The sequence below is a fragment of the Leptospira sp. B5-022 genome, from assembly GCF_000347035.1.
Taxonomy (GTDB): Bacteria; Spirochaetota; Leptospiria; order Leptospirales; family Leptospiraceae; genus Leptospira_B; species Leptospira_B cinconiae.
Map to the genome: position 1 here is coordinate 79039 of NZ_ANIJ01000006.1, position 12503 is coordinate 91541.

The 12503-nt window shown below is 40.7% G+C and carries 12 protein-coding genes and 1 riboswitch; all 12 genes read right to left on the reverse strand.

The window, feature by feature from the left end:
- Window positions 1–97: 97 nt before the first annotated feature.
- A riboswitch (cobalamin riboswitch) is annotated at window positions 98–252 on the reverse strand.
- Between the two features lie 89 nt (window positions 253–341).
- From LEP1GSC192_RS01000 to cobI, 12 genes are read right to left on the reverse strand one after another with little or no spacing between them, the layout of a single operon-like run.
- Entirely contained in the window at window positions 342–983 is a 642-nt protein-coding gene (locus LEP1GSC192_RS01000; protein WP_020768442.1) for a histidine phosphatase family protein, read from the reverse strand.
- A 9-nt stretch (window positions 984–992) separates the two neighbouring features.
- On the reverse strand, window positions 993–1964 hold the full coding sequence (gene cbiB, locus LEP1GSC192_RS01005) for an adenosylcobinamide-phosphate synthase CbiB (RefSeq protein WP_020768164.1): 972 nt from the start codon (window positions 1962–1964) through the stop codon (window positions 993–995).
- Window positions 1961–4561 (reverse strand): cobyric acid synthase, encoded by a 2601-nt coding sequence (locus LEP1GSC192_RS01010; protein ID WP_020768193.1) that lies wholly within the window; start codon window positions 4559–4561, stop codon window positions 1961–1963. The genes cbiB and LEP1GSC192_RS01010 overlap by 4 nt, the downstream gene beginning before the upstream one ends.
- Window positions 4558–5112 (reverse strand): bifunctional adenosylcobinamide kinase/adenosylcobinamide-phosphate guanylyltransferase, encoded by a 555-nt coding sequence (cobU, locus tag LEP1GSC192_RS01015; protein ID WP_020768214.1) that lies wholly within the window; start codon window positions 5110–5112, stop codon window positions 4558–4560. The genes LEP1GSC192_RS01010 and cobU overlap by 4 nt, the downstream gene beginning before the upstream one ends.
- Window positions 5100–5729: a histidine phosphatase family protein gene (locus LEP1GSC192_RS01020; RefSeq protein ID WP_036088768.1), complete on the reverse strand. Its 630-nt coding sequence runs from the start codon at window positions 5727–5729 to the stop codon at window positions 5100–5102. The genes cobU and LEP1GSC192_RS01020 overlap by 13 nt, the downstream gene beginning before the upstream one ends.
- Window positions 5726–6421 (reverse strand): adenosylcobinamide amidohydrolase, encoded by a 696-nt coding sequence (locus tag LEP1GSC192_RS01025; RefSeq protein WP_020768353.1) that lies wholly within the window; start codon window positions 6419–6421, stop codon window positions 5726–5728. Before LEP1GSC192_RS01025 ends, LEP1GSC192_RS01020 begins: the two co-directional genes overlap by 4 nt.
- A complete protein-coding gene (locus tag LEP1GSC192_RS01030; protein WP_020768411.1) occupies window positions 6418–7797 on the reverse strand; it encodes a cobyrinate a,c-diamide synthase in 1380 nt (459 codons plus the stop codon). Before LEP1GSC192_RS01030 ends, LEP1GSC192_RS01025 begins: the two co-directional genes overlap by 4 nt.
- Before the next feature lie 6 nt (window positions 7798–7803).
- Window positions 7804–8337, reverse strand: a complete 534-nt coding sequence (cobO, locus tag LEP1GSC192_RS01035; protein ID WP_020768482.1) for a cob(I)yrinic acid a,c-diamide adenosyltransferase — start codon at window positions 8335–8337, stop codon at window positions 7804–7806.
- A complete protein-coding gene (gene cobM / locus LEP1GSC192_RS01040) occupies window positions 8334–9116 on the reverse strand; it encodes a precorrin-4 C(11)-methyltransferase (protein ID WP_020768104.1) in 783 nt (260 codons plus the stop codon). The genes cobO and cobM overlap by 4 nt, the downstream gene beginning before the upstream one ends.
- 10 nt (window positions 9117–9126) lie before the next feature.
- Window positions 9127–10590: a precorrin-3B C(17)-methyltransferase gene (gene cobJ / locus LEP1GSC192_RS01045; protein ID WP_020768086.1), complete on the reverse strand. Its 1464-nt coding sequence runs from the start codon at window positions 10588–10590 to the stop codon at window positions 9127–9129.
- The gene (locus LEP1GSC192_RS01050) at window positions 10587–11741 is read right to left on the reverse strand and encodes a cobalt-precorrin 5A hydrolase (protein WP_020768031.1); all 1155 of its coding nucleotides are present in this window, start codon (window positions 11739–11741) and stop codon (window positions 10587–10589) included. The genes cobJ and LEP1GSC192_RS01050 overlap by 4 nt, the downstream gene beginning before the upstream one ends.
- Complete coding sequence (gene cobI / locus LEP1GSC192_RS01055) at window positions 11728–12495, reverse strand: precorrin-2 C(20)-methyltransferase (protein ID WP_020768151.1); 768 nt, start codon at window positions 12493–12495, stop codon at window positions 11728–11730. The genes LEP1GSC192_RS01050 and cobI overlap by 14 nt, the downstream gene beginning before the upstream one ends.
- Window positions 12496–12503: the final 8 nt, after the last annotated feature.

Consider the following 12503-nt stretch of genomic DNA (forward strand, 5'->3'; position numbering starts at 1 on the left):
TGAATTTATCTTGGTTCCGAGAGCCCCGATTTTTAACTTCCGGGGCCCTTCGCGGATGCACGGACGTGCTTGGCGAGAATGCTAACATACCTAACCTCGAGGTTTTAGTCTGCAGGGAGATCTGGCTTGCGGAATAAAATAGAAAGAGAATATCTTTCCGATCTAATATCCGATCACAGTTGCGGGTCAGCGTGGGAATTACACCCAACTTCATCCTGAAAGTTAAGACGATCTTTTGAAGAGACACGGTTAACTCAATCAAAAAAGTTTTATCAGCGGTAAAAAAAGAATATTCTAATTATTTATAATAGTCTGCGTAAAGGTAGGTCATCGATAGGTATCTAGTCTCGAGTTGTATTATTCTCGATCTTCGAGGGAAGATCTTTCGTATAAGTTTTTTCTATATTCTCGGAAAAGAGAAATAATTCCAGGATCTCACAATTCCCAAGTTTAGAATAGTGGGACATTTTAAGTGAATAACGTTCAAAAAATCTCGAAAGTACGAATCCGTGACTACAAATTGCCACTTTCTTTTTGTCATAAATTTTCAATAAATTTAATATAGTTTCAACGACCCGAGACTCCGCTTCGGATTTGCTTTCTCCTCCCGGGAATCTAAACTGATCGTAAACGTTATCCGAACTTTTCCAGGCGGAATAGGACGTTTCTCCGAATAGCCTCGAAATCTCCGATTCTAAGACCCCTTGTGCTTCTCCTAAGTGGATCTCTCTGAGCCCCGGATGATATATAATCTCTATTCCTAACTTTTGAGAGATCGGTTTTGCAGTTTCTTTCGTCCTTTTTAAATCACTGCTAAAGATCAGTTCTATTCCTGTATCTTTTAACTGATCCGCTAAATTGATCGCTTGTTCTTGCCCATGTTCGGAAAGCGGCGTATCGATTTGTCCTTGCAACCTTCTCTCTCTGTTCCATTCCGTTTCTCCATGCCTAATTAGGAAAAGGTGATATTCTTCTTTTTTCATCGGATTAATTTAGGATTGGAAGAACTTGCCGTATAATAATTGAGCCGCCAGTCCCAGACAAAGAAACAAACCGGAGGAAAAAATAGAGGTTAAAAATATAATTTTATTCGCATCTAAGATCAGGTTTGGGACTAATTTTCGATCCGGATCCCCTAATTTTGGCTTATCACTCGGAACTCCAGAGTAATAATTTCTTCCTCCGAGTTGGATCTTTAGAGCACCCGCTAAGGCTGCTTCACAAAGTCCTGAATTGGGGCTAGGGTGTTTTCTTCCGTCTCGGATTAATATTTTAAAGGAACGTAATGGGTAAAAACCTAAAATTGCGGATGAAATACAAAGTATAGGGGCAGTCAATCGAGCCGGTATATAATTAGCCAAATCATCCATTCTTGCGGAAATCCATCCGAAGTTCAGATAGGCCTGATTCTTATAACCGAATAGTGAATCCAAGGTATTTATGGAACGATAAAGCATCGCAAGACTTGGCCCCCCTATAGCTGCAAAAAAGAGCGGGGCAGTGATCCCATCCACCAGACTTTCTCCCACACTTTCCAGGCCCGCCCTAACTATTTCAGGTTCTTCTAAATTTTCAGTGTCCCTTCCTACGATTCTAGCAACCATAAATCTCGCTTTGTCCAAATCTTTTTCGCACAATGCCGAATATACGTCCTTGCTATGATCCAAAAGATCCTTTAAGGCTATGCTAGTGTAAATGATAAATGCGGATGCCAATTCCGCTAAAAAGGGATGAATATACCGAAAAATAAATATAATGATCCACGGAAATATAAAAGAAATAGAATATACTGAAAACGCAGTCATTATACCTGCAATTTTTTCGGATACGATATACTTTCTTGTGACCTTCTCCATATACCTTGCGAATTTTCCGATAAGTCGGACCGGATGAGGAGAACCTTGAGGATCTCCAAGACCTAGATCCAGAAGTAAGGAAGCAGGAATGATCCAAATTGAAGTCATGTAAGTCCCAAGATCCTATAAATTTCCGGCATATTCACCGAGTTTCTGACCTCTTCCGCTAGACGATCTAAATTAGTTTCCAGCTCGTATCTGGCTTGGACTTTACCCAAGGGCCTCATTCCTTTTTTGAGCCTGATCTTATCTATGAACCATCTTCTGAATTCGTCTTCGTCGAATACTCCGTGTAAATAGGTTCCCCAGATTCTTTCCGAGATCCCTTGATGACCTAAACATTCTCCGGAGTAATTATGAAAAATTGGTTTTGCGAAAATCTCTTTTGTATTTCCATGATGGATTTCGTAACCAGATACTTTTTTTCCGGATAGAAGGTGAATACCTTCCGTTTGTTTGAGTAATTTCTCTTTTTCTAATACTGTTCTGACACCTATCAGATTTAAACCTTCTGCGGAGCCTAAATTGCTTTCTATTTGGAAAGGATCATGGACGGATTGTCCCAACATCTGGTAGCCTCCACAAATCCCGATAATTTCAGTTTTTCCTTCTTTATGAAAATGTAAAATAATTTCAGAGATACCGGAATCTTTCAGATAGTTCAGGTCGGTGATCACATTTTTGCTTCCTGGGAGTATTAATACATCCGGATTCCCTATCTCTTCTTTTCTTTGAACGATCCTGACTCTGACGTCGGGTTCTATTCTCAAAGAATCCAGATCCGTATGATTGGAGATCCTAGGCGTATCGATTAAAACAATATCTATCCTGTCTCCCAAAGGGGAGGTATCGTTTAAACTTCCTGATTTGAATTCTAAGGAATCTTCTTCCGGTAGTCTTAGGTCGTTTAAGAATGGAATAATTCCGAATACATTTTTACGGGTGGTTTCTTCCAAATATTTGATCCCTGGATCGAGTAGGTTCTTTATTCCCCTGAATCGGTTGATTAGAAATCCTGAAACTAGTTTTCTTTCCCATTCCGACATAGTCTCCATTGCGCCTACGAAGGATCCGAATACCCCTCCATGATCTATATTTCCGACTAATAATACTTTTGCCTTGGCATACTCCGCCATTCTCATATTTACTATGTCTTTGTCTTTTAAGTTGACTTCCGAAACTCCACCGGCTCCTTCTAGGACAAGCAAATCGAACTCCTCCGAAAGTGAATCGTAGGATTTTTTCACCTCATCGAAAGCGACTGACTTGAATTTCATGTAATCCCTGAAATCCATCGCCTCTACCGGCTTACCGTTTAATATAACTTGAGAATCTTTTTCGCTGGAAGGTTTGAGAAGGATGGGATTCATCCTATAGTCGGCTCTGATCTTAGAAGCCTGGGCTTGCAACGCTTGCGCTCTTCCGATCTCCGCTCCCTCATACGTTACAAAAGAATTTAATGCCATGTTTTGGGATTTGAATGGTGCTACTTTGAAACCGTCTTGTGTAAAGATCCTACAGAATGCGGTTGCCAAGATACTTTTTCCCACATTGGAAGCTGTTCCTTGCAGCATTAAGGCAGGTTTTGCTCTTTTTAGTTTGGATGGTTTCGGCTCTTTTTTAAATATAGAACGAAACGATTGTATGAGTCTTTCGTTTTCTTCCGAAGTTTTGATCGCAATTCTTATATAATTATTTTCTAATCCTTTAAAATTGCAGCAGTTCCGGACTCCAATTTTGTATTCTTTAAGAAGAAGATATTCTAATTCCGGAATATTTTTTTTTGGATCTAAAAACTCCAGCAGAAGGAAATTCGCATTCGTATCATAAACCCGAAAAATTTTTAGAGCTTCGAGATCCTTTTGGAATCCATTCTTCCATTCACGAATTTTATCCTTGGTCCTAAGGATAAAGTCACGATCCTCTCCGAATTTTTCTAATATGGAAGCGCTTAAACTATTCAGGGACCATGCAGGAAGAATTTCTGAAATTTTGGAGGCAATTTTTGGATTCGTTAATAAAAGCCCCATTCTAAGTCCGGGAAGAGCCAAAATTTTTGTCAAGGACCAGAGAACGGCCAGGTTTTCGGACCTATCATTTCGAAATGAAATATCATCCGAACAAAAATCTATAAAAGATTCATCTATTACAAAAAACGCATTTTTATATTCTGAACGGATCTCTAGGATTTTCTCTTTATCTAATATTCTTCCTGTGGGGTTATTCGGATGGCCTAATAGAACTAAGATTTGTTTTTCGGGATTTTTCCGGAAAATTTCGATTAGTTCCTTATAGTCCAATTCAAAATCCGATTCTTTTTGAAGATGGACTTCATGGATTTGCAATCCTGCTAATTCAATACTCTTTCGATAATCGATGTATGAGGGTTGGGCAATCACTGCCAAATCGAATTTTTTGATCCTTGGAAGAATATGAATGAGTTCTGAGGCGCCATTTCCGAATACGATTTCATCTTTTGGAATATTCCAATATTTTTGTAAAGAAATTCTGGCCTTAGTATAATTCGGGTCCGGATAATGGATCAGATCGCTGATCTTGGAGTTAATCAGTGGACGGACCCAATCCGGAAAACCCAAAGGATTTAGGTTCGACGAAAAATCTAAAATTTCAGAAGGGTCCGCTCCGGCAATCTCCGACATCCTGGATAAATTTCCTCCATGTGAACTTACACTTTCCGATCTCATAAATTCGTTTCCGAATGCGGTTTGATCCGGATCGAGATCCCGCTGACTAATAAATACACTTCGTTTGCCATCAAAGCGAATGTTTGATTACAGATCCCTAATAGGTCTCTGTATAGTCTGCCTTCTTTATTTTCGGGAACAAGGCCCATCCCGACTTCATTCGTTACTAAAAATACGGTTTTCAGATTTGAATTCAAAATATGTTCCCCCAATTTTCTGCATAGATCTTTGATATGGTCTTGGGTAAGTTCCGAATTTTTGTTTTTTGCAGCATACATTAAGTTATTGATCCAAAGACTTAAACAGTCCAATAATACTACGGCTCCTGACGGAATCGAATCGAATACGGAAGAAAGGTCTAATTCTTCTTCGATCGTATCCCAGCCCGTTCTTTCTTGTTTATGCCTTTGTATCCTTTCATCGATTTCGGAGTCTATATGCGGGCAGGTGGCTAAAAAGAATTTTTTTCCTTCTACAGAATTCGCTTTTTCTAATGCAAATCTGCTTTTTCCGCTTCTACATCCTCCGGTGACCAAAATTATCCCGGCCATTCTGATCTCCTTGTGGAAGAGACTCGGATCAGATCGGTTAGAACTGCCTGACCATTTCGGAATATATCTAAATAAACAAGAGTAGAAGGAGATATTCTGAATTTTGTATAAAACGAAAAAGGAAGATCTAAAAATGAACAGAGTAGAATAGAGAGAATTCCGCCAGGACTTAAAATAAAAACGGAACGATCGGGAGAAGATAGAATATGATCCTTAAATCCTTTCGCTCTTATTTGGAATTCATTTAAACTTTCTCCTTTAGGGAATCGAAAAGAAGGGGAGAAGTCCGCGAATTTTTTTAAATCTTCCGGATTTAATTCTGCAAGCTCCGAAAAAGATCTACCTTCCCATTCTCCGAAATCCAATTCTTGTAATTCTTCTCTGAATCCTGCCTGGATCTCTTTAGGGAATTCTAATGTTTCAAGAGTTTCCTTACATTGTTTTGTAGGGCTTGAATATACTATTCCTTTTCGGAATTTCTCTTGGATCTTTTCCTTTATCCTTTCTGCTTCTTGGATCCCTTTTTCGGATAGGGAGACTTCTTTTCTGCCTAAATATCTTCCACCATATTCCGCAGGAAGACTGGGGTGTCTTAGTAAACATAATGATTTTTTCATATATGTAACGATCTTAAATAAGAGAGATTTTTTCCTATTTTCCATTTTAGGATACCTTGAGTGACCGCTTCGTAGGAACTGGCCCCGATCAAATGTCCAAAGACCGTATGTTTTCCTACATAGTCTATACCGTTTGGTCCAATAGGAGAAATGACGCCGATACAGTCGGTTCCTGTGCCGGTCGCAAGATCGTTTTCGTTTTGCAAACGGATCTCTGATTCTAAAACCGCTAAGGTCCTTGCTTCGGACGCAATTGAGACTGCTTCTATGCTTGCGGAGAAGGTGAGAGCTTCGGAAGTTTGAACGAGAATGTTGATTGTCCCAATTTTTTTGTTTTGTTTGAGGAAATGTCCGACTCTAACTGCATTTCCTAGGCCTACCGTTGCAATGGATCTAACGTGCAAACCATCCATACTTTTTTCGGATACGGAGTAGTCGAAGAGAGATGCGCTTGTCATAAAGCCTAAAATTTCCTCTTTTTCTCCCTTCTCGATTAATCGATTTCTATAATATTCTTCCGGAATAATTTCAGGGCTTAGATCCGCATTGGAGACTTTTAACCAATAGACCTTGTTTGTGGTTAAGTATCCTCCTCCCACGACTGCCCAGCTTAAAGAAGAATGAGGTTTTGAAAGTTGGAGTTCCAACCAGGTTTCGGAGACTCCGATCTGATCTTCTTGAAATAAGCTCAAATTTTAAATCTCCTGCAAGAATCTATAAAGTTTTTAGGGATTTCAGGATTAGAGGCCCAATGCGCATGCACATAACTTGCTAAAACGTTTAAAACCGTATAACCTTCTTTAGTAGTCTTTTCTGATTTACGTTTTCTGATATGATAGGAGAATAATGAATCATCTTCATTTTCTAAAATCAGATCCGAATACCTGAATTGGTGTCCTCTGAAACGAATTCCGGCTTCTCCCAAGATGGTTCTTTTCTCCGTATGGACTTCTACATAACCTAAACTTTTAAGTTTCGGGCTCATGATCGCCTTTCCTGGGATAAGACCTACCATAGAAAAACTTTGTCCCTCTATATTTTGGATCTCGGAAGATAGATACATCAATCCGCCGCATTCGGCATAGATAGGCCTTTCCGAATTTGCAAAATTCCTGATCTCTTCTATTAGATTTTTATTCTTTTCTAAACTATCCGCGAATAGTTCCGGATATCCCCCGCCGATATACAATCCGTCTACTTCCGGAAGTTTGGCGTCTTTTAGGGGAGAGAAGAAGATTAATTCGGCTCCATAGTCCTTTAATTTTTTGAAATTATCTTCATAATAAAAATGAAATGTTTCGTCATAGGCCACTCCAATCTTGCAGTCTTTGGCTTTAGTTTGGATCTCCTTCGGTCCTTCCTCCGGAAGAGGAGGCGCTGAATTTGCGATTTCTAAGATCTTCTCTATATCAATCCATTCTTCCGATAGATTTTTCCAGAAAGAAAGTTTTTCTTCCGTTAGAATATCGGGGCCGGCGGAATGAAGTCCCAAATGTCTTTCCGGAAAGGAATGTTCGTATGACTTAGGAAATCCTCCTAAGATCTGCAACGGGATACTTGCATTTTCTATAATAGAAAGATGGCTTTTACTCCCTATATAATTCGCAACAAAACCTCGGATAGGAATTTGAGGATTGTAATTTTTGATACCGGAGGCGATCGCGGAGAAGGTCGCTGCCATCCCCGACGCATCGATCATAACGATAGTTGGGACCTGTAGCCATTTTGCGATTTCCGCAGTGGAACCTGCTTCTGAATTCGGAGAATGTCCATCGAATAATCCCATCACTCCTTCTATGATGGAAATGTCCGACCCTTGGCTTGCGCTTATAAAACTGGAAATGACGGATCCTTTTCCCATCAACCATCCATCCAGATTTTGGCATGTTTTACCGGTAACAAAAGAATGATAACCGGGATCTAAATAATCGGGCCCACATTTGAATACGGAAACCTTTAGACCTTTTGCTTGTAGCGCCTTGGTAAGAGCGATCGTAAGCGTGGTCTTTCCTGTTCCACTTCCTGTTCCGGAAACAAGTATTCTCGGTATTTTGATCTCTTGTATCATAAAAATTTAATAGTCGATCCCGATCTGTGCCGATATCCCGCTCTTATAAGGATGTTTAGGGGATTCTATCTGAGTGACCAGGTCGGCCATATCTGTTAAAAGATTCGGACAATTTCTTCCGGTAAGTATAATATGCAGATCTTCCGGTTTTTTAGACAGGACTTCGAAAACTTCTTCCGGTGTAAGCCATCCGTAATGGAACGCGTATGTGATCTCGTCTAGTATGAGTATTTTATAATTTTCTGAAAATATCATTTCGCAGGATCTATCCCAGGCAGATCTTGCCGCTTTCTTATCTCGGTCTAGATCATCACTTTCCCATGTGAAGCCTAGTCCCATTACATGGAAGTCCAGATCCGGGATGGTTTTTGCAAATTTTCTTTCTCCTGTTTCCCATTTTCCTTTTAAGAATTGGACGACCCCGCATTTCATTCCTCTTCCTAATGCCCTGAATAGAATTCCGAGCGCAGCAGTAGTTTTTCCTTTTCCAGGACCGGTGAATACTAAGATCAGTCCTTTTTTATCCGGTGGAGAATTCATACGATTTCGGAGGCGGCTCGTTTCTTGTTTGCTTTTCTGAATTTATGGGAGAAGTCGGATGCGTACAGTCTGGAGTCCGCAAAATCATGACAGTCCAATACTTTTCCCACGAATATGATCGCAGTAGCTGTGATCTTTTCTTCTTTTACCTTAGCCGTTATGTTTTCTAAGGTACCGGTTACTATTTTTTGCTCCGGCCAAGTAGCCTTCTGCACAACAGAGACCGGACAATCCTCGCCATAGTGGGGAATCAATTCCTCCACAATTTTACGAATATGTAAAACACTTAAAAAGAATACCAACGTGGCGCCGGTGGATGCAAAAGTTTCCAGTTTCTCTTTTTCAGGCATTGGAGTTCTTCCTTCCGCCCGAGTTATGACCACGGATTGAGAAACTTCCGGAAGTGTTAATTCCTTACCTAACATCGCCGCTGCAGCGGTAAATGAGGAAACTCCGGGGACGATCTCATAAGGAATTCCTAATTCATCCATTTTTCTCATTTGTTCCGCAGTGGAACCGAATATAGACGGATCTCCCGTATGGACTCTTGCAACATCCTGGTCCTTCTTCTTAGCTTCTTCTAAGATAGAAATAATGTCTTCCAATGTCATTTTAGAAGAATCTAATACGGTAGCTGTCGGAGCGGCCCTTTCTATCACTCTTTGGGGAACAAGGGAGCCGGTATAAAGAACGATAGGGCAGGTCTCCACGAGTCTTGCACCTTTGATTGTGATCAGATCCGGATCTCCAGGACCGGCTCCAATGATAAATACTTTCATAATGATTCTCTTAATCGCATTTTAAAATAGTATCCCTGAAAGAGGACCAAACCTGTTTGGGAGAATGTCCCAACCATCTTGCATCCGTGTATTTTCTGTTTTCCCAGAGCGTCTTTCGGCTATTATCTAAAACGTAGTCCCAAAGCCTTTCGCTGATGGATGAATTTCTATAAATTGCAAACCGATCATAAACTTCTTCGGGAAAACCTTCCGAAGGAAAAGAGATCAAAATATCAAATTGATTTTGGGAAACGATTTCCTGATCTTTAACTTTCAGTTTTGTCCATTTTTGGTCTTGTTCGATTATATTATGGAATCCGAATGTTTCTAAGTCGGTTGGTCGTTTTAGTTTTCCGATCAAATAATAATTCTCATCCCTTTGATAAAGGATGGCTCCGCCGATACGACCTAAATACCGGATTTTTTCATCCGATCGTAATTCGGAGATCTGAACTTCCTTTTTTTGCGGAGAAGATCCCAAAAATTGTAATACTTTTATTGCGGTGGAAACGGAAGAATCTTGGCTTTCGACTGTTTCTTCTTTTTCTTGCTCGAATACGGTAGTACTTGTTCGTACGAACGCACCTTGTATTTTAGTAATATTTAAATTAGGGAAAGGTGATTCTTTCGGTATTCTACTTGCCAGATCGTTTTCCGTTCTTAAGGAAACGGCTCTGTTTTGTCCTGGTTTCAGTGACCCGTCTTCTAAAGAGTATTTATTTCCGTAACCTCTCGGAGTTACAAAAAATCCTTCATAAACGAATGATTGAGAAGATCCGATGATCACGGTCGTATTCATCCCGATCTCGAATTCCAAAAAATGATCCAGATCGGAAAATTGAATATTCTCCTGTCTGCGATATGCGCTCTTTACGAGTGCTACAGGTGTGGTTCCTGGTCTGTATTTTTTTATGATACGAGCTGCTTCAACAATTTGTCTTTGCCTTCTGCCGGAGGCCGGATTGTATAGATTGATCACGAAATCTCCTTTAGCAGCCGACTCGATCCTGTTTTCGATCACAGTCCAAGGAGTCAAAAGATCCGAGAGTGAGATCCTTGCGGAGTCGTGAATCATCGGAGCTCCTACAAGAGATCCACAAGAGCTGTCCGCGCTGATCCCAGGGATCATTTTTATCTCGGGAGAGTCTCCTTTCTTCCAACCTGTTTTTTTTAAAACTTCGAAGACGAGACCTGCCATTCCATATACGCCTGCGTCTCCAGAAGAGATCAATGTTACCGTTTGTCCCGATTTCGCGGACTCCACTGCAGTTTGCGCACGAGCGATCTCTTCCGTCATACCTGTGCGAGTGACTTGTTTTCCGCTCAAATGATGTTTTACTAGATTGATATAAGTAGTGTATCCTATTATGGAGTCCGCTTCCTTGATGGCGGATAATGCAGCAGGAGTAATATGAGAATCGTTTCCTGGGCCGATCCCTACGATATTCAATTTTCCTTTTGGAGTTTCGTTCATATTTTCTCCAAAATTACGGGGTGGTGTTCCGATCTCGCTGCAAATGGGATCCTTGCAATTGCGACCGTTAGGTTTTTTCCACCTTCCGTTTCTTTGTATTTTTGTTTTGTTACGAGTAATTTTTCGGATCCGGAGAGAAGAAGGGCGGCAGCCTCGCTTACGGAGCGAGTCCCCACATATTCGGAAGCAGCTTTAGAAATTTCTGAAATTCCCTCCACCTGGTCCAATTTTTCGGGAGAGAAGGTTCTGAATTCCCATCCATACTTTTCCGAAATTTCTAAGAATGCCGGTTCTTCTTTTTTGGCATCTACGCTTGCAATTGCCTTTATACTATCCAATGATAAATTATATTCTTTTAATACTTTTACGATCCCATTTTCTACAATATCAGTCGGAATTCCTTTATCGCAACCTAATCCTAAAACCAACGATTTAGGTCTGTATATCACCGAATTGGAATATATTTCCGGCGTTTCGATTTTGATATCCGTTCTATCGCTTGCGATCAGGAGGATCTCATAATCTTTCGGATCAACATATTCTAAACTGGAAGAATATTCTATTCCCTTGGGTAAATCTTTTTCCAAGGGCCAAAAATTCGGCTCACCTGTTTCCTGTACGAACATTACTTTAGTTTCATTTACTACTGCGGCACAAGCCCTAGTAACGTTTCTGTCTTGGTCTTCCAAACTCCAACCTAGTTCTCTTCCTAAAATATCCACAGTCAAAGTCCCTGAAACATCCGAAGCGGTTGTGATTACCGGAATATTCTCCAATAGACCGGAAATTTTCTGGGTAAAAAAATTGCCTCTTCCTACATGACCCGACAAAACACAGATCGTAAACTTTGCTTGGTCATCTATACAAAGAACAGCAGGGTCCGTTTTTTTACTGACCAAAAGAGGGGAGATCATTCGCACTACTGCACCCACACTGATCGCAAAAATATGGCAATCGTATTCCATAAAAGTTTCTCTCAACGTGGGTTCCATCGGGAGACTCAAAAGTTTGGATCCCTTAGGAGCTTCCGAGATAAATTTGGGAGAAACGAATAGATCCGCTCCCTTTAAGGAATGGAATAGTTCTTTCCCGGTTTTCATACCGTGTTTTGTGATTACATAGATCGCATAAGGTTTTCTACTCTGAATCATCCAAAATACCCCTTAAGACGCCTTTCCTTCTTCGGATAGAAATGATAACCATGGAGAAATAATCGCAGTTTTCGTTCTTGATGGACTCTAGATCTTTTACGATCCTCTGGCGATCTGTGGTTCCATAAGAAACATAAGTTGCATTTTCTAGAATATTCTGCTCTTTTAATATTCTTATCAGTTCTGGGACCACCTGTCCTACTTTTGTCAGTACGATCGTATCAAAATCTTGGATCAGTTTCTCCAGATCCTCCAACCCATAGGTCGCAGGAAGAACGCAGAATCTTTCTCTACCGTCTGCAAGCGGAGTGAGTAAACTCGCGGGGATCGCAGTAATGGAAGAAACCGCCGGAACAATTTCCATTTCTATTCCTGGCCATCTTTCCGGAGCTTCTTCTAACAGGTAACTCCAAGAACTGTATACGGAAGGATCTCCTTGCGTGATGAAAGCAACATCCAAACCTTTTTCCAGTCGAACGCCTATTTCCTTGAACGCTTTATCCCAAGCCGGAACTAAGATGCTCGGATCTTTGGTCATCGGAAAATGTAAGAATAACTTTTCTTGAGATTCATTTTCTTGAACGATAGGAGAGCATACTCTCCAAGAGAAAGACGGCAGAGATTCGCTGCTTTTTGGAATGGCAAGCACTGCTACACTGTTCAGGACATGGACCGCCCTAAGAGTGATTAAGTCGGTCGCGCCGGGACCGACTCCGACTCCGTATAATTTCCCGTATGTAGTTTTTACAGTCATAAAATGTA

Coding starts and splice junctions, on each gene's coding strand:
- LEP1GSC192_RS01000 (WP_020768442.1), bottom strand. CDS start 983: ATGAAAAAAGAAGAATATCACCTTTTCCTAATTAGGCATGGAGAAACG.
- cbiB (WP_020768164.1), bottom strand. CDS start 1,964: ATGACTTCAATTTGGATCATTCCTGCTTCCTTACTTCTGGATCTAGGT.
- LEP1GSC192_RS01010 (WP_020768193.1), bottom strand. CDS start 4,561: ATGAGATCGGAAAGTGTAAGTTCACATGGAGGAAATTTATCCAGGATG.
- cobU (WP_020768214.1), bottom strand. CDS start 5,112: ATGGCCGGGATAATTTTGGTCACCGGAGGATGTAGAAGCGGAAAAAGC.
- LEP1GSC192_RS01020 (WP_036088768.1), bottom strand. CDS start 5,729: ATGAAAAAATCATTATGTTTACTAAGACACCCCAGTCTTCCTGCGGAA.
- LEP1GSC192_RS01030 (WP_020768411.1), bottom strand. CDS start 7,797: ATGATACAAGAGATCAAAATACCGAGAATACTTGTTTCCGGAACAGGA.
- cobO (WP_020768482.1), bottom strand. CDS start 8,337: ATGAATTCTCCACCGGATAAAAAAGGACTGATCTTAGTATTCACCGGT.
- cobM (WP_020768104.1), bottom strand. CDS start 9,116: ATGAAAGTATTTATCATTGGAGCCGGTCCTGGAGATCCGGATCTGATC.
- cobJ (WP_020768086.1), bottom strand. CDS start 10,590: ATGAACGAAACTCCAAAAGGAAAATTGAATATCGTAGGGATCGGCCCA.
- LEP1GSC192_RS01050 (WP_020768031.1), bottom strand. CDS start 11,741: ATGATTCAGAGTAGAAAACCTTATGCGATCTATGTAATCACAAAACAC.
- cobI (WP_020768151.1), bottom strand. CDS start 12,495: ATGACTGTAAAAACTACATACGGGAAATTATACGGAGTCGGAGTCGGT.